The organism is Snodgrassella sp. (assembly GCF_024103505.1).
GTDB lineage: Bacteria > Pseudomonadota > Gammaproteobacteria > Burkholderiales > Neisseriaceae > Snodgrassella > Snodgrassella communis.
The window spans coordinates 142,248-159,565 of record NZ_JAGGIJ010000004.1; the positions used below are offsets into that span (position 1 = coordinate 142,248).

The window sequence follows — 17,318 nt, forward strand, 5'->3', positions numbered from 1 at the left end:
AAAGTAGTTTAGATTGTCAGGCGCAGTAATGTAATTCATTAATTGACTATTTATAGAGAAAGTTATGCATTTAACCAGTCGTGAGCAGGAAAAACTAATGCTGTTTGTGGCGGGAGAACTGGCTGCCAGACGGCGTGCTCGGGGAGTGAAACTGAACTATCCAGAAGCCATCGCTTATATTAGCAGCCAGTTACAGGAAGCGGCGCGCGATGGTATGAGTGTGGCCGAATTAATGCAGTATGGCGCTACATTATTAACCACTGCTGATGTCATGGAAGGCGTAGCCGAAATGGTGCATGAAGTACAAATTGAGGCAACTTTTCCCGACGGCACCAAGCTGGTTACCGTACACCAGCCTATCCGCTAAAGCATGATTCAGTTACTGTAAACATTCGCTATGGGCGAAATGATTATTTAACAGCAAATAATATTCGTACCATACCTATTCAGGAGAAACGGTATGATTCCGGGAGAATATATACTGGCCGCAGATGACATCATTGCCAATCAGAACCGCCGTACCCTCACCATTACCGTGGTTAACCGTGGTGACCGGCCGATACAGGTGGGTTCGCACTATCATTTTTATGAAACCAATAATGCGCTTGAGTTTGAGCGGGAACAGACACGTGGTATGCGTTTGAATATCCCATCAGGTAATGCCGTGCGGTTTGAGCCCGGTGAAGCCAAAACGGTGGCGCTAACCGAATATGGGGGGCATAAAAAAATATTTGGTTTTCATAATGCCGTTAATGGCTGCGTAAGCAATAAATGATTGACCTATTTAACCAATATGTGGTTCTGATGCAAAGCACCAGATAAATATCCAATAATCAAACAATAGAGAATTGCTACAGATTACTAAAATAGAGAATCCTGTCATGAGCCTGAAAATTTCCCGCCAGCAGTATGTTGCCACCTATGGGCCAACCGTGGGTGATAAAGTACGTTTGGGTGATACCGAGCTATTTGCTGAAGTTGAACGCGATTTACTTACCTATGGTGATGAAGGCAAATTTGGGGGTGGCAAATCCATTCGTGATGGTATGGCACAATCAGCTACAGCACCACGCAGCAATAAAAATGTACTCGATATGGTGATCACTAATGTGCTGATACTGGATTACTGGGGAATAGTAAAAGCCGATATTGGCATTCGTGATGGCAGAATAGTGGCTGTTGGTCAGGCAGGAAATCCCGATACTATGGATGGCGTGCACCCGAACATGATTATTGGTGCTGCTACCGAAGTACATAACGGTGCCAATCTGATTGCCACCGCAGGCGGAATTGATACCCATATTCACTTTATCTCTCCTCAGCAGATTACCCATGCCATTGAATCCGGCATTACCACTATGATCGGAGGAGGCACCGGGCCTGCCGATGGTACCAATGCCACTACAGTGACTCCGGGTGCATGGCATATTCAGAAAATGTTGCAGGCTGCCGAACAGGCGCCGGTTAATCTTGGCTTTTTTGGTAAAGGCAACTGCGCTACTCTGGAACCATTACGCGAGCAGGTAGCAGCCGGTGCACTGGGGCTGAAAATCCACGAAGACTGGGGTGCAACCGCCGCGGTAATCCATGCTTCATTACAGATTGCAGATGAAATGGATGTGCAGGTAGCGATTCACACCGATACCCTGAATGAGGGTGGCTTTCTTGAGGATACCATGCAGGCTATTGATGGCCGGGTAATCCATACCTTTCATACCGAAGGTGCCGGTGGCGGTCATGCACCGGATATCATCAAAGTCGCGATGTATCCGAATGTACTGCCGGCTTCTACTAATCCTACCCGCCCGTTTACCGTGAATACCATAGACGAACATCTGGATATGTTAATGGTGTGTCATCATCTGGATAAAAATGTGGCTGAAGATGTGGCCTTTGCCGATTCGCGTATCCGCCCGGAAACCATTGCCGCCGAAGATATACTGCATGATATGGGCGTATTCTCGATAATGAGTTCAGATTCACAGGCTATGGGCAGAGTAGCTGAAGTGATTGTACGCACATGGCAAACCGCAGACAAAATGAAACAGCAGCGTGGCCGCTTGGCTGAAGAAACCGGCGCCAACGACAACTTTCGCATCAAGCGTTATCTGGCCAAATACACCATCAACCCAGCCATTGCTCAGGGTATCAGCGAATATGTAGGCTCAATTGAAGCAGGCAAAATTGCCGATTTGGTATTGTGGAAACCAGCTTTTTTCGGTGTAAAACCGGAAATCATCATCAAGGGCGGTACCATCAGCTATGCGCGCATGGGCGATCCGAATGCCTCTATCCCCACACCTCAGCCTGTTATCTATCGCCCCATGTTTGGCGCACTTGGCCGTGCTGTGCAGGATACCGCAGTATTATTTGTTTCGCAGGCTGGTGTGGATAATGATATCCGCAGCCAATATGGTTTATGCAAACAAACTTTACCCGTGCACAATTGTCGTTCCATTAGTAAAAAAGACCTGATTCATAACGACGCTATGCCAGAAATCAGTGTCAATCCTGAAACCTATGAAGTACGGGTGAATGGTGAGCATATTACCTGTAAACCGGCTGAAAAAGTGGCACTGGCACAGCGGTATTTTTTATTTTGATTAAAACAATTCGTGGTTGCATATATATGAAATATATCAAAGACTTTATTTTTCTAGTTATTGACGAATTAAAAAGTATGTTACTGCTGTCATGTATTTTAACAACGGGATTTTTTATTTCAAATTCATTTGAGCAAACCAAAGATGGCGTACATTTTTTTAGTGATTCGGATTTGTTTTTAGAAAAATGGCATATTGCTAGCCAAGGTATATATTCATTTAAGTACATTATTATATCAGCATTCATCTGGTTTATTATTTCGGTATATTATCTGCGTTTACACAGTAAAAGAAATTTTGCTGACTGGTATTTTTATGTTGATAGTCGCATCACACAACGTACAGTAGCTATTGTATTTGGATATTTCGCTCTGGGTACATCTCTGATCATAGATATAATTCTTTGGCTATTAATTAATCCATCCCATGAAGATTTTAAATTAGAAGTATTTAAAGGAATATTTTTTATACTAGGTGAATTTGGTTGGTTATTTATTATCTGCGTTTGCCTTTTAAAATATTTTATTCAAATTGCTAAAACCAAAAATGAATCTAATCATCCAAACCATCCTCGGCAATCTGCAAACGCTTAAAGAAAAGCAGCAGATTACCACTCAGAAGCTGGATACTGTTTGTCTGCAATGGTTTGAGGCAGACCGGCGCATTATCCGTACGACGACAACAAACGGGCGTGAGATTGCTTTTCGTCTGCTGAAAGAGGGACAGCGGCTGCACCATGATGATGTAGTTTATCTGGACAAGCAGTTGGCAATTGTGGTGCAGATTGAACCAAGTGAAGTGATGGTGCTGGCGCCGCAAACCTTGCCGGAAATGGCACGTGCTTGTTATGAAATCGGTAACAAACATACGCCATTATTTCTAGACGGAAATGAATTGCTGCTACCGTTTGATAAACCCTTATTTGAATGGTTGCAGGCGGCTGGTTTTGCACCAATACGCCAGCAACGGCGCTTAAGTGAACAATTGCGTGCCAATTCAGCGCCGGGTGTTGGCGGTGGCCACAGCCATACACATGATTTAGTTGGCCATCATCACCACTGATAAGTTGAATATATGTCCGGTTCAGACAGACACATTGATATTGACGCTTTAACGCGTGCAGGATTATTGCTGCAACTGGCTGATCCTACACTGCCGATTGGTGGCTTTAATCATTCCGGCGGGCTGGAAACCTTTGTCCAGCAGGGTGTTGTACATGATGCGGCGACACTGAAAACATTTGTATACACCCAGTTGCAGCAAAACTGGCTGCATAATGATGGTGCTTATGTATCACTGGCTTTTAATGCCAGTACCGAACAAAATCTCGATGAACTGTTATGGCTAGACAAACAGATAGGTGCGGCAAAAGTAGCGCGTGAGTTGCGAGAAAGCAGTTATAAACTGGGCGTACGTCTGCTGAAAATTTTTGCTCAGCATACTAAGGTAGCAATCGTGGCTTCTTATCAGGCTGCACTGGCTGCACAGCAGGTGCGCGGATTTTATCCACTGGTGTTTGGGTTACTCGCTGCTGCCATGCAGCTGGATAAGGCTGCTACGCTACAGGCATTTTATTACAACGCTGTTGTCGGTTTGATTACCAACGGCGTTAAGCTGATACCACTAAGCCAGATGGCCGGACAGGAAATGTTAATCGAACTGCATACCGTGATTGTACAAACCGTACAAGCCAGTATGCAGCCACAGTGGCAGCAATTGGGTGCTACCACACTGGCCACTGACATTCGGGCAATGCAGCATGAACGTTTATATACTCGTCTGTATATGAGTTAGATTTATTAATAATGGAGGAATTTATGAAAAAAATATTTGCTTTGTTCCTGTTAAGCCCTGTGCTGGCATTTGCTCATCCCGGCCACCTTAGCGAAGGCTGGCTGGCTGGAGTACAGCATCCGTTCAGTGGCTGGGATCATTTGTTGGCCATGATTGCAGTGGGCTTATGGGCGGCCACTTTTCAGGGTAAAGCGCGCTGGCTGATTCCCACCACCTTTGTCAGCGTGATGATTGGCGGTTTTGTACTGGGGGCACAGGGCATACAGGTACCGATGCTGGAGCAGGGGATTGCCGCTTCTGTGCTGGTGTTGGGATTGGCTGCGGCTTGGTTAAAAAAAGTACCGGCTGGTGCCGCCATATTCATGGTTGGCCTGTTTGCCTTGTTTCATGGAGTGGCGCATGGTGCAGAGATGGGTTCACATGGTGCATTCAGCTATGCTTGCGGTTTTGTCATGGCAACAGCACTCTTGCATGTAGCCGGTTTTGTGTTCGGTACCGCCATGAGCAGACATCAGTGGATATTACGTCTTACTGGCAGTCTGATTGGTGTAATAGGTTTCAGTATGCTGTTTGCTTCCTGAAAGCATCACCTTAGAAAATTCAATGCAGACAGCAAAATCTTTGCATCTATACCTGTCAGCAGCAATATAAACAATAAAAACAAAACAACGCATTAATCTGAACAACAGGACTAACAGCAAAGGAAAAACACCATGCGTCAATACATAAAAATCGGTGTTGCCGGGCCAGTAGGTTCAGGTAAAACAGCTCTGATTGAAAAACTTACTCGCCATATGGCGGAGCAATACAGCATTGCAGTGATTACCAACGACATTTACACCCAGGAAGATGCCGAGTTTTTAACCAAAAACAGCTTGCTGCCACCAGAACGGATTATGGGTGTGGAAACTGGCGGCTGCCCGCATACCGCTATTCGCGAAGATGCCAGTATGAATCTGGAGGCAGTAGACGAAATGGTGGCACGTTTTCCAGATATCCAGATTGTGTTTATCGAAAGTGGTGGTGATAATCTTTCCGCTACCTTCAGCCCTGATCTGGCCGATGTCACTTTATTTGTGATAGATGTTGCGCAGGGCGAAAAAATTCCGCGTAAAGGTGGCCCGGGGATTACACGTTCGGATTTGCTGGTAATCAATAAAACTGATTTAGCGCCCTATGTTGGCGCCAGTCTTGCAGTAATGCAACAGGATGCACAGTGTATGCGCAAAGGGCAGCCGTTTGTGTTTACCAATCTGATGGCAGAAGATGGTATCGTCACCATAATAGACTGGATAAAAAAATACGCCTTACTGGAAAATGTAGCCGAACCCGCTGGTTTGATACGCTAATGCACAGCCGTTTACATCTCACCACTCAGTTAAACCAGTGCGGGCAGACCACATTTGCCAACTGCTATTACACACCGCCTCTAAAAATCCTCCCTTTAGCGCAGATGGCTGCGCCGGTATGGCCGCAGGCACTACCGGCCATCCAGATGAGTTCATCACCGGGTTTATTAGCTGGCGACCGGATAGATATCGAAATTGAGCTGGCACAACAAACCCAGTTGTATTTATTTACGCAGGCATTCACCCGCGTACAATCCATGCCTGCCAAAAATGAAGCGCAGCAGCATACGCGTATTGTGCTGCATGAACACAGCCGGCTGTGTTATCTGCCTCATCCACTGGTGTTGCATCGTGATGCTGCCTTAACCCAAAGCATGCAGATTAGTCTGGCTGATAACTGTCAACTGATACTGGGTGAAATCATTGCCTGCGGCCGTGTGCTCAATCAGGAATGCTGGGATTTTCATTACCTGTCATCACGGATTAATATCGATTATCAGCAACAACCACTGCTTAGCGACAATATCTACTGGCAGCCACAGCAACAGCCCCTTAATGTATTGGGGCAGATGGAACAGTATACCCATCAGGCCTGTCTTTACTACATCAACACCGCAGCCAGCAAAGCACAGATACAGCAACTGATTAATCAGATATACGCCGCATTATTGCCCGAATGGCCGCTGGAAAATAATCAGTATCTGTGGGGCATTACACAGGCTGCTGATTGTGCCTTATGTGTACGTGCGCTGGGGATGAGTGCAGAAGTGTTGCAGAATTTCATGCAACAAATAACAAATCATTTTTTGCGTATACCCGATGAGCAATAATGCATTCACTCATTAAACCTTAAAAATTTATGCTAAATAAATTTTAGTTCCCGAATAGAATAACGAATGTAGTTTGACAAATATTATTCAAATTATATTCATATAACATAAAATTTTCAATTTTAAGATCAATATATTTTAAACATCAATCTAATATGGCTAAATATTTAATTATATTTAATATATAAATAATTTTAATATTTAAAAGTTTGTTTTATGTGTTTAACAAATTTAATACTTATCACATCTTTTATTTGACTGAATTTATTAATTTCACAGCAAAAAAGTCTTTTTGACAATGCAGATAATACTTTATTTAGAATTTGTCTGGATGAGCTGATGTTTTGGATTGTTGAAAGCCAGTTAAGCTGATTTATTTTAATAGATGTTACCAGACAGTTATTACTAATGTAATTTATGCTGGCAGACATAAATTTACAGGATGCCTTGTAGTGCTGTCAGCAGGTGCAATGCTGAATTGGTGGTGCAACTAAATCTTGTCATTTTAAGATTGCAGGCTTTAACTACATGTTTTTTAATATTTAATTTTTATGTTGTTTTATCAGGATTGTGGTTATTTTTACTAAATATTGCTAATAACTGCTGTGCACAGTTAGTCCATCATAGGCAGGTGCGCAGTTTTGGGGGCAACGCTGTTTTAAAGTATGGTATTCCTGCGCATGGGTCATGTGAATAAAGTAGGTTTGTTTGGCATTGATACGCTTTGCGTAGGCAAAGGCCTGCTCGGTGCTGAGGTGGCTGGGGTAGGGGGTATCCATCAGGCAATCCAGAAACAGATAATCCAATCCTTGTAAATGCGGGAATATGGATTCTTCGATGTGATTAAGGTCGGTAAACCAAGCGATATTGCCGATGCGAAAAGCACTGGTGATCCAGCTGCCGTGTGGTACGCCAAATTGCCATACAGGTACGCCGTCAATATTAAGGACGCTATTTTTTCCCTGATTCAGTGGTAGTTCATGGGCACGGAGCACCGGTCGGTTCCAGTGTCTGTTCTGTTCCAGAAAGGCGTAATCAAAACGACTGCAAATATTAGCCAGTGTATCATGATGGCCGTAAATAGGAATGGCTGCCTGTTGTTTATAGCAAAATGCGCGCAAGTCATCAATGCCATTAAGGTGGTCAGCATGGGGATGGGTGTAGAGTATGCCGTCAATGCGTGGCAGTCTGTGTTGTAGGGCTTGGTGATAAAAGTCGGTGCCTGTGTCAATTTGCCAATGCTGCTCACCAACCTGTATATGCGCACTGCAACGAGTGCGCCGGTTTTTCGGGTCGTTGCTGGTGCAGGTAGGGCAGTCACACCCGATAAGTGGTGTTCCAGAAGAACTGCTACAGCCAAGTACTGTAAGGGTGAGCTGGGTCATGGCTAATTGTTAAGCGATGGAAGTTTATTGAAAAGACGATAGGTATTAGCGGTAGTGGCTTCTTCAATCGTAGTTATGCTGTCGCCACGCAATTGTGCTACAAATTCGGCAGTGTAGCGTACGTAAGCCGGTTCGTTAGGTTTGCCGCGTTTGGGTACTGGCGCTAGATATGGTGCATCGGTTTCTACCAGTATCCGGTCTAATGGTACATAACGGCATGCCTCCTGTATTTGCCGGGCATTTTTAAAGGTTACGATGCCTGAAAAGGAGATGTAAAAGCCTAAATCCAACACTGCTTTGGCAAAGGCAGTATCTTCGGTGAAGCAGTGGATTACACCTTGCTGAGCCTGATTTTCACGTAGTAGACGTAAGGTATCTGCTCCGGCATCTCGTGTATGGATAATAAGCGGTAAACCGGTATGGTTGGAGGCCTGAATATGAGTTCTGAAGCGCGCATGCTGCCAGGTCAGATCGCCGCTACACCAATGATAGTCGAGGCCAGTTTCGCCGATACCCACTACTTTTGGATGTTGAGCAGCGACTATAAACTCATCTAGACTTATTTCTACTGAGTTCTGGTCTTCAGGATGTACACCGACACTGGCAAATAAGTTGGTATGCTGCTCAGCTAGTGCCAGTACTTCAGCAGCACTGGTTTTGTCTACGCTGATGGCGATAGCCTGCCGTATGTCTGCCTGAGCCATGTTTTCCAGTATTTGTGGTAGTCTGGCTGCCAGCTCAGGCATGTTTAGATGGCAGTGGGAATCGATAAGCATAATTATATAGTATAGGTAGCGCGTTCGCTTAGCAGTAATCCTGGCAAGATGTCTTCGATAGCCTGTTTTACCGCAAAGCTGTCTTCATCTTTACTAAATGCCAGTCCGATCCCTTGTGGCTGACCGGTAGAGGTGGTAGCGGTGTTAATCCATACTACTTTAGTGCGCAAATATTTGGCTTCGTTGAATGCCGGCAGGGTAACGGCTAGTAGCACTTCTTCACCCATCTGAAAATTGTCAGTTGTGGGTGCAAACAGACCACCATACTCTAGAAAAGCCATATAGCTTCGGTACAGTTCAGGTTTATCGGGAATAGTTAGGTTGAGCATTTTGCCCGGCAAGTTAGTAGGAGCTTCAGCCATAAATTTCCTTTATGATTTTGTGTTTTTTTGCTGCCACACGTTAAGATAGTCTATTAATAAATCTTCCAGTTGCATTTTAACATTGAGGGTATGCTTACCGTAAGGGGCAAGTGCATTAACTCTGTCGATTAAGGCAAACAGGGATAAAGGGTCGATTTGTCCGGTAATTTTATTTAACTCATCTTGCCATGCCGGATAATACATGGCTTGTATGTATTGCTGTGCCAGAGACATATCTAGTAACCATTTGGCCAGCCAGTTGAGAAAAGTGGATAGTGCTAGTTTTTGTTTGTCAAATGCAGCAGCGTAATCCAGTAGCGCAATCAGGCGTGGTTTAACCAGCAGGGGAATAAGTTGGTTGCGCAGCTGGTCGTGGCTAGCATTATCAGTAAATAAAGGGGCTCCACCGTGAAAGGCAAGCAGGTCAGCAGCATTATCACCATGCTGTTGTTGCACATAGGCTAGTGCCTGCGCGCGTGCAGGCATGGTTAAAGCCACCTGACGGCAACGGCTTTTAATTGTTGGCAGCAGGCGGTCTTTCTGATGGCTCACCAGAATAAACACCATACCTGCCGGTGGTTCTTCCAGAATTTTTAGCAGGGCATTGGCGGCCTGAAGATTCATGCTTTCTGCCGGATAAATCAGGGCAACGCGTTTGCCACCCCGATGGGCACTCAGATGAGCAAAATCCAATACGTTGCGTATGGTTTCTACTTTAATTAGTGCTTGCTTGCGTTCACCGCCTTCGCTGTCAGCTTCTTCTGGCGTTACCAGTAGGAAATCGGGATGACTGTGCTGGCTGTACAAATGGCAGGATGTACACTCACCACATGGCTGATGGTTGGCACGTAGCGATTCACATAGCAGTGCCTGTGCCAGATATTCGGCAAATTCACGTTTACCAATTCCCGGATGGCCGTAAAGCAGCCATGCGTGTGGTTGCTGCTGCCAATGCTGGGCAATTTGTTGCCAGACAGATTCGAGCCATGGATAAATCATGCATTTAATCCAAATAATTGTGCTAGTGCCTGATTAATCTGCTGCGCTACTTCATCTAAATTTAAACTGCTGTCGATAATAGCATAGCGTTGCGGTGCAGATGCGGCACGATCCAAGTAGATTGTCCGCGCGTGCTCAAAAAAGGCTGTATCCAGCTGTTCAAAGCGGTCAGGATTACTGTTTTGGCTCAGTCGTTGTTGGGCTACTGTCAATGGTACATCCAGCAGTAAGGTCAAATCGGGCTGCAAGCCTTGCTGTACCCAGTTTTCCAGAATGGCTATATCGGCTAGTGGTAGACCACGACCTCCGCCCTGATAGGCAAATGTGGCATCGGTAAAACGATCGCTTACTACATGTATCCCTTGTGCCAGTGCCGGTTTAATTACTTCATCCAGATGCTGCTGGCGTGCAGCAAATATCATCAGCGTTTCTGTACGAGCATTGACATGAGTAGTTGGATCTAGCAATAGCTTGCGTAATGCTTCACCAACGGCAGTACCGCCCGGTTCACGGGTAAAAAGTACCGGTAATTGATGTTTTTCAAACCAGCTGCGTATGGTATTGAGATTGGTGGATTTGCCGGCACCATCAATTCCATCCAGTGTAATAAAACTTGCTTTCATCTATACAAATCCGGTTAGCGTTTTTTCAGAATATATTGGCGTACTGCCGCATTGTGTTCATTCAGACTGTGACTGAACTGGCTGCGGCCAGTACCATCGTTACGCGCCACAAAGTACAGATAATCATTACTGGCAGGATGAGCAGCCGCTTCCAGCGCTGCTTTGCTCGGTAGTGCAATAGGACTGGGTGGCAGACCGGCACGGGTGTAAGTATTGTACGGTGTATCACGGCGTAAATCAGCCTTGCCAATTTTACCTTTATAGCGACTGCCCATGCCATAAATTACACTGGGGTCGGTTTGTAGCCGCATATGCAGATTAAGGCGGTTAACAAACACTGCCGCTACCTTACCTCTGTCTTCAGCATGGCCGGTTTCTTTTTCAATCAGGCTGGCCATAATCAGTAATTCGTAAGCAGATTGGTAAGGTAAATCACTGCGTCGTTCTTCCCATGTAGCCTGCAAATGCTTTTGCATAGTGTTATAAGCTTGTTGATACAGAGATAAATCGCTACTGTCAGAGCTGATATCATAAGTGGCTGGAAAAAACAGACCTTCTGCATGTGTATAATGACGATCGGTATCCAGTTTCTGTAACAGCTTGCTGTCTGACCAATCTCGTGTAGTGTGCTCAATATCAGGTATGTTATCAACAATTCTGCGCATTTGCGCAAATGTGCTACCCTCAATAAATTGTACTGTAATGCTGTCAGGTTTGCCGGTGCGCAGCCTTTGCAGAATCTGCCAACTGGAAACCGAACGTGGCAGACGATAGTTACCACGATGAATTTTATCTCCCATCCCTAGCATATATGCGGTACCGACAAATACCCAGCGATTGTAAATCATATCATTGGCAGCCAGAGTACGACTTACTCCACTGATGCCATAGCCGGCTGGTACCTTTAAACGATAGCCCGCATTACTTTTAGGTAAGAATAAAAGCACCGCCCATGTCAGCGCAAGTATCAATAGAAACGTAAATACCAGAAGTACAGCATGTCGTTGTTGGCGCTGCATAGAAGCATTCCTGTTTAAGCATAAATAATCTGAACCAGCCTGCAAGTATAAATTTAATTCTCAGGTGCGACCACTCTTCCCATCAACATCCGGTTATAAAAAGATTTGATGTACGTTTGTTAGAAAGTTTTTGCCGGTTGAGCATTGTATCTTTTCCTTTCATGGCGAAAGATTAAATCAGTACTTGCAAAATTCAGTAGTTCAGGTAAAATGCGCAACCTATTCAGCAATAACTGGCTGGATAGCAGTTGGGGGTATAGCTCAGTTGGTAGAGCGCTTGCATGGCATGCAAGAGGTCAGCGGTTCGATCCCGCTTACCTCCACCAATTTACAGTATAGATTCAATAGTTTAAGTCACATAATCTTGTGGCTTTTTTTATTGGGTTTGTGCTGGTGTCAAACTGGTGTCAAATTGGGAAGAGTTTCCAGCATACCGGCGCAAGTGCTCAGTGTTTAAATGGGCATACCTTTGCACCATCTTTTCACTCGACCAGCCTCCTAACTCCTGAAGTGGCCGCGTTGGTGTTCCCTGAATGACATGGTTGGTTGCCCATGTGTGCCGGCAGTCATGGAATCGAAAATTGGTAATCCGAGCACGCTTTAATGCTTTTCTCCATGCGGTACCTGCGGGATTTTTAATTGGATTGCCCTTGTAAGTAAACACATTGGTTCTGTGCTTACCGCGCTGGCTTAAAATGACATTCATCGCTTCATCATTTAAAGGCACTCCTATCGCTCTTGATGATTTTGCCTGATCCACATGAATCCATGCAGTACGTCTTGGTATATCAACCTGCGACCATTGCAGGCCGGCTACATTGGCTTTTCTCAAACCGGTAGCCAGCGCAAAAGCTGCAATCGGTATCAGGTGTTCCGGCAGTTCTTTAAACAGTCTGTTTTTCTCATCAGCAGTCAGCCAACGTTCTCTGCGCTTAGGTTCCTCAAGCATTTTGAACTTTGGCAGATTGGTTATCCATCCCCATTCTTTGGCTGCTAATAAAACCATTCTGATTTGCTGCGTGTAAGCATTGACGGTTCTCGGTTTCCGACCCTCATTCAGCTTGGCATCACGAATCGTACGCAGGACTACGCGATCTATCTGGTTGATTGTTAAATCGCCCAGATATTTATCTAACCAGCGTAAAAATAGCTTTGTGTTGTAATCCTTTTGTTTGTGGGGATTTTCTTTCAACCATTCCACCACTGTTTCGCGCCATGTATATTCGCGACTGTAGCCAAGCTTTTGTACAGCAAACAATTCATAATAATGCTTGGCTGCTAATTCGCGCGCTTGTTGCTCGTTTTCAGTCCCAGCAGCTTGGCGTATGCGCTGTCCGTTTGGTGCCGTGAATGAGTAGTACCACCCGCGGCGGTCTTTCCGCTCATAGACGCGGATTGTTTTTCGGCTTGACATGTTTTACTCCTTTTCGCATGTGTAGCCTCTTGCAGTGTGGAATCTGCATCGGCTTTCAGCCATTCGTCAAGTTCTTCTTTAAAAAAATACCAGCGCCCAATTTTTTTATGAGCCGGTATTTCACCGTTTCGCGCTTTCTCCGTCACAACCTTAGGGTTAAGAGAAAGGTAGCTAGCAACATCTGCGGTAGTGAATAAAGTTTTCATAGTTAGCTATATAAAAAAACCGGCTAATTGCCGGCATGGGTTGTTACATTGGTGTTAATAAAAAAGCCAGCTAATGCTGGCGTGGTAATATGTATAAAATTAAAACTATTACACAGGTAATGCTGTATTAAGCGGAATCACGTCAATAGGTGAGTTCTGGCTTGCTTTCCACAATTCATAATTTACCTGCATATTGAGCCAGAATTGTGGAGTAGTACCCAGCAGGATAGACAGCCTCACCGCCATATCAGCACTAATTCCAGCTTTGCCATTAATAATCCGAGAAAGTGCAACTCTTGTTACTCCTAAATGCTTAGCTACGGTACTGATACTGATATTGCCTAAATACTCTTTTAATACTTCGCCAGCATGACAGGGATTATGCATACTCATAAAGCTAAGCTCCTAATGGTAATCTTAGTAGTCCACTATTTCGGCATTGTTTCCATTGAATTTAAGGGTGAATAGCTGGCTTGAATTTGAGAAATTTAAAATAAAAATATAGGCAATATATTCATTTTTAAAATGTTTTAATATCAATTCTTCAATTTTTTTATGTTTTCCTCTAATTTGGTTATGCCTGAATCTTTATTTATTTCAAAACCAAGAAGTAAAATATTAATGATTAATGCTAAATCGTCTTTATTAATTACATCATCAGCAAGCCACACCACCACGTCTTCCATATTGATAATGAAAGATTTAACAAATTCTAGAGACCATCCATTCTTTAATAAAAAAGATGCTCCCGAACTTAGCGAGGTGCGTTTGTTACCATCACTAAAGCAATGATTTTTGTTGATTGAAAAAATCAGATGAACTAGCTTGGATGAAAAAGTTGGATAATACAAATCGTTCTGAATCATTGTTAAAGCACTGATTAACAATCCCTCATCACGAATGCCCAGTAAACCACCACTGGCTAAAATTATTTTATCGTGGTTGGCGATAACCTCAGCCGGTTCAAGATAAATTATGGAATTCATTTATCACGCAAACGAATAAACACGTTTCTGATATTAGAATCGCTTAATAAATTATCAAAATCTTTATCAAGGTCAACCTTTTCTATTCTTTGTTTTCTTTCGTTTAAAGATGCCTGAACTACTTTTTCTGCTTGATCAGAAACGTTTTTACTAAAATCATTTTTTAATGATTTTAAAAGGTTAAACCTTTGATCAATATTTTCCATGATAAGCTCCTTATTGATTCTTCATTCTAGCATATGATTAAACGAATAATAAAAAGCCAGCATTTAGCTGGCCTCATTTTCTAAATCAACTACCCAAACAAGAATATTTGCCTCTTTAGCCTGTTTGATGATGTCCTTAGTACCACGGCCATGCTTGTCTTTGAAAATTACCAGCATGGTATGATTCTGGCTACCTTTAGGGGCATTGTGGTGCAGGGCGTAATCAATCATCTTTTTATTACGCATGTGCCCGCAATGGTTCCCGTGTGGATTAGGCAAGGCTGTAAAGCTTTTGGTCTGGATATGGTGCACTTTTGCCCATTCCCGGGCTAAGTAAACCGCACCGTGAGAGGCTCCAGAATCAATCAGGGTATCAATAGGGGTACTAGTGTGTATTGATAGTAATGTTCTGGCTACGATACGGCGAAAACCATCACCAGAAACGATACGACCACCGCAAACGATAACATTCATGATTTAAGTTGCCTGTTGTTAGTAAATTCGCTAGGAGTGGGATAGGGCGGCTGTATTGGTGGAGCGTTATACCAGCCGCTGTAAACAAGGCAGGTGATTTTGCGTCCATCATCTAATACAACCTGTGTTTCCATAATATCTTTACCAGCCCGTTCCGCTACTCTGCTTTTTCTCTCTTCTGCATAATCACAACCAGTAATAAAAAAAGCCACCCAAGTGGCTAGCAGTGCATTTTTTTTCATAATGATATTTATATTCAAAAAACGGGGGAAGTTTATTCCCCCACTGATTTTTAAAACATGCCAAATTTAACTTAGCTCGAGGTGCTGCTAGGTTCATAATTCAGCAGGTATGTTATGGTCTGATGCATGTAACCAACACAGCTATTAATCCCGCCTGATAGTGCTGCTAAGGTGCTGGTAAATCTCAAAAAGTCCGTTTGGCTTAGCTCCCGAGTGATATTATTATTTCTATAGCCATCAGCTAATTTAGATAATGTTTCCATAATAAACGTTGTAGTATCTAACGTCTGAAAACAACATTCACTCAGATGTCCTAAATCTTTTTTGCTGATCCGTTTTAGTGTTTCATCTGGACTCTCATCAAGATCCTGTATGATGGCAAGCAACTCGGCGTTATCCATTAAGCCGGCTATTTCATCATAGTGACGGGCGCGAAATTTGTTTTCTACTTGCATTGCTGTGTACTCCTGTTATCAATAGATTAAGTTTAATGCTTATGGAATTAATTGGATTGTGCAATCCAATAAATAAAGTGACCATTTGAGATTGTTGCTATTAAATCCTTTGTTTTTTGCTGGGGTGTATTGCGTTTTGATATACATTCCTGCCAGTGGCGTCTGATAATGGTTCGGGCATTTCTGAGATGTCCCACGCCGTAATGTTTCTCTGTATTTCTTAAGGGGGATTGGGTGGGAATGATTACATCATATAGTAATATGCCATATCTCACGACCAGCGCACCCGTTGGTCTATGCTGCCAGCAGATACGGTTGCCATAAGGGTGATTCTTTAATTCATGAAGATGTATTTTAGGTTTCATGGGTAACTCCTAGTTTGCGTTGCTTTGAACATACTCAGTAACCATTTTTTTAGCTGCTGGTGGCAGGTGACTTAATATCTGGCTTACGGTCTGCTGCCCGTAATGGCCACCTAAAACAATGGCTTTAACAAGCTCATTTGCTACTTTTATTAAACCAATATCATATTTTGTATGATATAGCTGGCGAATGGCTTCATAAGCGACATCCGCCAGCTCATTATTAGCCAGCCGTTTTTCTGGTTGTGGCTTGGTTTGCATGGGGAATTGGCTTAAATCCCATTTGCTAACCATTTGTGCCATTTCATCCCAAAATCCAGCAGGTTCCGGATTGGTGTTGCTTTCATCGTTCATTTTTAACTCCTTTAGTTTTATTTAAATTCAAAAACTAAAGCCCACTAATCAGCGGGCTTGGGTTTTTAAACTCGGGTAGGGTGGCAGGTGGTTAGGCACTCACTGCCATCGTGCATATGCTAGAATTGAGTTTCCCAAAACAACCTAGCAAATAGAGGTACTTATGAGTAATCCTTTTGAAGAGGTTAGAAGATATATGTTGTCTACATTAGCCAAATACCCCATGCAGCCATTGCCGGAATCTGAATTAGATATCCTGTACGATAAATACGACGAGGAGGAATTAATCGCAGCAACGCAATATTTAATTGCAAAGGGGATGATTGACCCAAGAGCAGTACAAGAATACATTGATGACACGGATATAGATTCCGACTATTTAATACTTACCGCCGACGGTTACGATATTGCTACCGGTGATGCGCTTGGATATGAAATCAGCGCAGTTACAGTTAAGCTGCATAGCAATACTCTTCAACACTTAGATTCGATTATTAAAGCGTCAAATCTAAAAGAAGATGAAAAGCAGAAATTGTTAGCTCAGCTAAAAGAAAAAGGAGCGGAGCATATCCTTACGCGCTGTATAGATTTAACCCTATCAAATGCTAAAACCGCCGGATTAATGCTTATGCAATATCTACAAAACATGTAATCATTTATGCAAAGCTAAACAATGAAGCCGACTCGTTAGAATCGGCTTTTTCTTTAGCCTATTAATATATCTAAGTATTTGTACATTCAGATATATGTCAAAGTTGGTGTTTGAAGTCGTTCTCCTTTCATAAAGTTCTTTGGATTTTTAGACTTGTCTGTCTGTAAGCCCTACATTAAAGCCTACTTTTTCGGCGAGCTTACTGGTTTTGTTCCGGCCGCCCGCGA

The 17,318-nt window shown here is 43.5% G+C and carries 26 protein-coding genes and 1 tRNA gene; 11 read left to right on the plus strand and 16 right to left on the minus strand.

Annotated features, from left to right (window positions below; genetic code table 11):
• The first annotated feature begins 64 nt into the window (after positions 1–64).
• The 9 genes from ureA (at position 65) to J6578_RS05845 (ending at position 6,576) form a co-directional block, all read left to right on the plus strand.
• Positions 65–367: an urease subunit gamma gene (ureA, locus tag J6578_RS05805; RefSeq protein WP_037408376.1), complete on the plus strand. Its 303-nt coding sequence runs from the start codon at positions 65–67 to the stop codon at positions 365–367.
• Positions 368–460: 93 nt separating this feature from the next.
• Positions 461–775 (plus strand): urease subunit beta, encoded by a 315-nt coding sequence (ureB, locus tag J6578_RS05810; RefSeq protein WP_287952048.1) that lies wholly within the window; start codon positions 461–463, stop codon positions 773–775.
• 106 nt (positions 776–881) lie between these two features.
• Positions 882–2,603 (plus strand): urease subunit alpha, encoded by a 1,722-nt coding sequence (gene ureC / locus J6578_RS05815; RefSeq protein WP_287954087.1) that lies wholly within the window; start codon positions 882–884, stop codon positions 2,601–2,603.
• Positions 2,604–2,629: 26 nt separating this feature from the next.
• Positions 2,630–3,196 (plus strand): hypothetical protein, encoded by a 567-nt coding sequence (locus tag J6578_RS05820; protein WP_239428392.1) that lies wholly within the window; start codon positions 2,630–2,632, stop codon positions 3,194–3,196.
• The gene (gene ureE / locus J6578_RS05825) at positions 3,150–3,665 is read left to right on the plus strand and encodes an urease accessory protein UreE (protein WP_093092803.1); all 516 of its coding nucleotides are present in this window, start codon (positions 3,150–3,152) and stop codon (positions 3,663–3,665) included. The genes J6578_RS05820 and ureE overlap by 47 nt, the downstream gene beginning before the upstream one ends.
• A 12-nt stretch (positions 3,666–3,677) precedes the next feature.
• Positions 3,678–4,397, plus strand: a complete 720-nt coding sequence (locus tag J6578_RS05830) for an urease accessory protein UreF (RefSeq protein ID WP_287954088.1) — start codon at positions 3,678–3,680, stop codon at positions 4,395–4,397.
• A gap of 23 nt (positions 4,398–4,420) precedes the next feature.
• The gene (locus J6578_RS05835; RefSeq protein ID WP_287954089.1) at positions 4,421–4,978 is read left to right on the plus strand and encodes a HupE/UreJ family protein; all 558 of its coding nucleotides are present in this window, start codon (positions 4,421–4,423) and stop codon (positions 4,976–4,978) included.
• Positions 4,979–5,110: 132 nt separating this feature from the next.
• Complete coding sequence (gene ureG / locus J6578_RS05840; RefSeq protein ID WP_100150295.1) at positions 5,111–5,746, plus strand: urease accessory protein UreG; 636 nt, start codon at positions 5,111–5,113, stop codon at positions 5,744–5,746.
• Positions 5,746–6,576 (plus strand): urease accessory protein UreD, encoded by an 831-nt coding sequence (locus J6578_RS05845; RefSeq protein WP_287954090.1) that lies wholly within the window; start codon positions 5,746–5,748, stop codon positions 6,574–6,576. Before ureG ends, J6578_RS05845 begins: the two co-directional genes overlap by 1 nt.
• A 593-nt stretch (positions 6,577–7,169) precedes the next feature.
• Here J6578_RS05845 and J6578_RS05850 read toward each other — a convergent pair.
• Genes J6578_RS05850 through mltG form a run of 6 tightly spaced genes read right to left on the minus strand, consistent with a single transcriptional unit; the run spans position 7,170 to position 11,740 of the window.
• Positions 7,170–7,961, minus strand: a complete 792-nt coding sequence (locus J6578_RS05850; RefSeq protein WP_287954091.1) for an MBL fold metallo-hydrolase — start codon at positions 7,959–7,961, stop codon at positions 7,170–7,172.
• Between the two features lie 2 nt (positions 7,962–7,963).
• A complete protein-coding gene (locus J6578_RS05855) occupies positions 7,964–8,737 on the minus strand; it encodes a TatD family hydrolase (RefSeq protein WP_502957626.1) in 774 nt (257 codons plus the stop codon).
• 2 nt (positions 8,738–8,739) lie between these two features.
• Positions 8,740–9,099, minus strand: a complete 360-nt coding sequence (locus tag J6578_RS05860) for a PilZ domain-containing protein (RefSeq protein ID WP_037408402.1) — start codon at positions 9,097–9,099, stop codon at positions 8,740–8,742.
• Positions 9,100–9,108: 9 nt separating this feature from the next.
• Positions 9,109–10,098 carry a DNA polymerase III subunit delta' gene (gene holB, locus J6578_RS05865; protein WP_287950008.1) on the minus strand — a complete coding sequence of 330 codons (990 nt, stop codon included), beginning with the start codon at positions 10,096–10,098 and terminating at the stop codon, positions 9,109–9,111.
• The gene (tmk, locus tag J6578_RS05870; protein ID WP_287950009.1) at positions 10,095–10,721 is read right to left on the minus strand and encodes a dTMP kinase; all 627 of its coding nucleotides are present in this window, start codon (positions 10,719–10,721) and stop codon (positions 10,095–10,097) included. The genes holB and tmk overlap by 4 nt, the downstream gene beginning before the upstream one ends.
• 14 nt (positions 10,722–10,735) lie before the next feature.
• Positions 10,736–11,740 carry an endolytic transglycosylase MltG gene (mltG, locus tag J6578_RS05875; RefSeq protein WP_093092821.1) on the minus strand — a complete coding sequence of 335 codons (1,005 nt, stop codon included), beginning with the start codon at positions 11,738–11,740 and terminating at the stop codon, positions 10,736–10,738.
• Positions 11,741–11,990: 250 nt separating this feature from the next.
• On the opposite strand from mltG, the gene J6578_RS05880 reads away from it, so the two are divergent.
• Positions 11,991–12,066 (plus strand) — tRNA-Ala (locus tag J6578_RS05880).
• Between the two features lie 50 nt (positions 12,067–12,116).
• On the opposite strand, the gene J6578_RS05885 is transcribed toward J6578_RS05880, so the two are convergent.
• The 10 genes from J6578_RS05885 to J6578_RS05925 all read right to left on the minus strand — a co-directional run bounded on the left by J6578_RS05885 (position 12,117) and on the right by J6578_RS05925 (position 16,439).
• Positions 12,117–13,136, minus strand: coding sequence for a tyrosine-type recombinase/integrase (locus tag J6578_RS05885; protein WP_353736169.1), 1,020 nt, complete (start codon positions 13,134–13,136; stop codon positions 12,117–12,119).
• Positions 13,019–13,360 (minus strand): helix-turn-helix domain-containing protein, encoded by a 342-nt coding sequence (locus J6578_RS10325; RefSeq protein ID WP_353846661.1) that lies wholly within the window; start codon positions 13,358–13,360, stop codon positions 13,019–13,021. Before J6578_RS10325 ends, J6578_RS05885 begins: the two co-directional genes overlap by 118 nt.
• A 108-nt stretch (positions 13,361–13,468) precedes the next feature.
• On the minus strand, positions 13,469–13,753 hold the full coding sequence (locus J6578_RS05890) for a HigA family addiction module antitoxin (protein WP_287954092.1): 285 nt from the start codon (positions 13,751–13,753) through the stop codon (positions 13,469–13,471).
• A gap of 143 nt (positions 13,754–13,896) precedes the next feature.
• A complete protein-coding gene (locus J6578_RS05895; RefSeq protein ID WP_239366108.1) occupies positions 13,897–14,346 on the minus strand; it encodes a type II toxin-antitoxin system death-on-curing family toxin in 450 nt (149 codons plus the stop codon).
• Positions 14,343–14,552 (minus strand): hypothetical protein, encoded by a 210-nt coding sequence (locus tag J6578_RS05900; protein WP_287954093.1) that lies wholly within the window; start codon positions 14,550–14,552, stop codon positions 14,343–14,345. Before J6578_RS05900 ends, J6578_RS05895 begins: the two co-directional genes overlap by 4 nt.
• 63 nt (positions 14,553–14,615) lie before the next feature.
• Positions 14,616–15,026, minus strand: coding sequence for an SLOG family protein (locus J6578_RS05905; protein ID WP_093093712.1), 411 nt, complete (start codon positions 15,024–15,026; stop codon positions 14,616–14,618).
• Entirely contained in the window at positions 15,023–15,268 is a 246-nt protein-coding gene (locus J6578_RS05910) for a hypothetical protein (protein WP_239428399.1), read from the minus strand. Before J6578_RS05910 ends, J6578_RS05905 begins: the two co-directional genes overlap by 4 nt.
• Positions 15,269–15,339: 71 nt before the next feature.
• The gene (locus tag J6578_RS05915; protein ID WP_287954094.1) at positions 15,340–15,723 is read right to left on the minus strand and encodes a hypothetical protein; all 384 of its coding nucleotides are present in this window, start codon (positions 15,721–15,723) and stop codon (positions 15,340–15,342) included.
• 47 nt (positions 15,724–15,770) lie between these two features.
• Positions 15,771–16,088 (minus strand): hypothetical protein, encoded by a 318-nt coding sequence (locus J6578_RS05920; RefSeq protein ID WP_287954095.1) that lies wholly within the window; start codon positions 16,086–16,088, stop codon positions 15,771–15,773.
• Between the two features lie 9 nt (positions 16,089–16,097).
• A complete protein-coding gene (locus J6578_RS05925; protein ID WP_287954096.1) occupies positions 16,098–16,439 on the minus strand; it encodes a hypothetical protein in 342 nt (113 codons plus the stop codon).
• 163 nt (positions 16,440–16,602) lie between these two features.
• Here J6578_RS05925 and J6578_RS05930 point away from each other — a divergent pair, with 163 nt between their 5' ends.
• Positions 16,603–17,091, plus strand: a complete 489-nt coding sequence (locus J6578_RS05930; RefSeq protein ID WP_287954097.1) for a hypothetical protein — start codon at positions 16,603–16,605, stop codon at positions 17,089–17,091.
• The last annotated feature ends 227 nt before the right edge of the window (positions 17,092–17,318 follow it).

Bases quoted from the DNA above. Each gene is read 5' to 3' on its own strand.
- tmk (WP_287950009.1), bottom strand. From the start codon at position 10,721: ATGAAAGCAAGTTTTATTACACTGGATGGAATTGATGGTGCCGGCAAA.
- J6578_RS05915 (WP_287954094.1), bottom strand. From the start codon at position 15,723: ATGCAAGTAGAAAACAAATTTCGCGCCCGTCACTATGATGAAATAGCC.
- ureG (WP_100150295.1), top strand. From the start codon at position 5,111: ATGCGTCAATACATAAAAATCGGTGTTGCCGGGCCAGTAGGTTCAGGT.
- ureB (WP_287952048.1), top strand. From the start codon at position 461: ATGATTCCGGGAGAATATATACTGGCCGCAGATGACATCATTGCCAAT.
- J6578_RS05890 (WP_287954092.1), bottom strand. From the start codon at position 13,753: ATGAGTATGCATAATCCCTGTCATGCTGGCGAAGTATTAAAAGAGTAT.
- J6578_RS05930 (WP_287954097.1), top strand. From the start codon at position 16,603: ATGAGTAATCCTTTTGAAGAGGTTAGAAGATATATGTTGTCTACATTA.
- J6578_RS05835 (WP_287954089.1), top strand. From the start codon at position 4,421: ATGAAAAAAATATTTGCTTTGTTCCTGTTAAGCCCTGTGCTGGCATTT.
- J6578_RS05910 (WP_239428399.1), bottom strand. From the start codon at position 15,268: ATGAAAAAAAATGCACTGCTAGCCACTTGGGTGGCTTTTTTTATTACT.
- J6578_RS05830 (WP_287954088.1), top strand. From the start codon at position 3,678: ATGTCCGGTTCAGACAGACACATTGATATTGACGCTTTAACGCGTGCA.
- J6578_RS05820 (WP_239428392.1), top strand. From the start codon at position 2,630: ATGAAATATATCAAAGACTTTATTTTTCTAGTTATTGACGAATTAAAA.
- J6578_RS05905 (WP_093093712.1), bottom strand. From the start codon at position 15,026: ATGAATGTTATCGTTTGCGGTGGTCGTATCGTTTCTGGTGATGGTTTT.
- J6578_RS05895 (WP_239366108.1), bottom strand. From the start codon at position 14,346: ATGAATTCCATAATTTATCTTGAACCGGCTGAGGTTATCGCCAACCAC.
- J6578_RS05850 (WP_287954091.1), bottom strand. From the start codon at position 7,961: ATGACCCAGCTCACCCTTACAGTACTTGGCTGTAGCAGTTCTTCTGGA.
- ureA (WP_037408376.1), top strand. From the start codon at position 65: ATGCATTTAACCAGTCGTGAGCAGGAAAAACTAATGCTGTTTGTGGCG.
- holB (WP_287950008.1), bottom strand. From the start codon at position 10,098: ATGATTTATCCATGGCTCGAATCTGTCTGGCAACAAATTGCCCAGCAT.
- J6578_RS10325 (WP_353846661.1), bottom strand. From the start codon at position 13,360: ATGAAAACTTTATTCACTACCGCAGATGTTGCTAGCTACCTTTCTCTT.
- J6578_RS05845 (WP_287954090.1), top strand. From the start codon at position 5,746: ATGCACAGCCGTTTACATCTCACCACTCAGTTAAACCAGTGCGGGCAG.
- J6578_RS05860 (WP_037408402.1), bottom strand. From the start codon at position 9,099: ATGGCTGAAGCTCCTACTAACTTGCCGGGCAAAATGCTCAACCTAACT.
- J6578_RS05925 (WP_287954096.1), bottom strand. From the start codon at position 16,439: ATGAACGATGAAAGCAACACCAATCCGGAACCTGCTGGATTTTGGGAT.
- J6578_RS05900 (WP_287954093.1), bottom strand. From the start codon at position 14,552: ATGGAAAATATTGATCAAAGGTTTAACCTTTTAAAATCATTAAAAAAT.
- J6578_RS05920 (WP_287954095.1), bottom strand. From the start codon at position 16,088: ATGAAACCTAAAATACATCTTCATGAATTAAAGAATCACCCTTATGGC.
- J6578_RS05855 (WP_502957626.1), bottom strand. From the start codon at position 8,737: ATGCTTATCGATTCCCACTGCCATCTAAACATGCCTGAGCTGGCAGCC.
- mltG (WP_093092821.1), bottom strand. From the start codon at position 11,740: ATGCAGCGCCAACAACGACATGCTGTACTTCTGGTATTTACGTTTCTA.
- ureC (WP_287954087.1), top strand. From the start codon at position 882: ATGAGCCTGAAAATTTCCCGCCAGCAGTATGTTGCCACCTATGGGCCA.
- ureE (WP_093092803.1), top strand. From the start codon at position 3,150: ATGAATCTAATCATCCAAACCATCCTCGGCAATCTGCAAACGCTTAAA.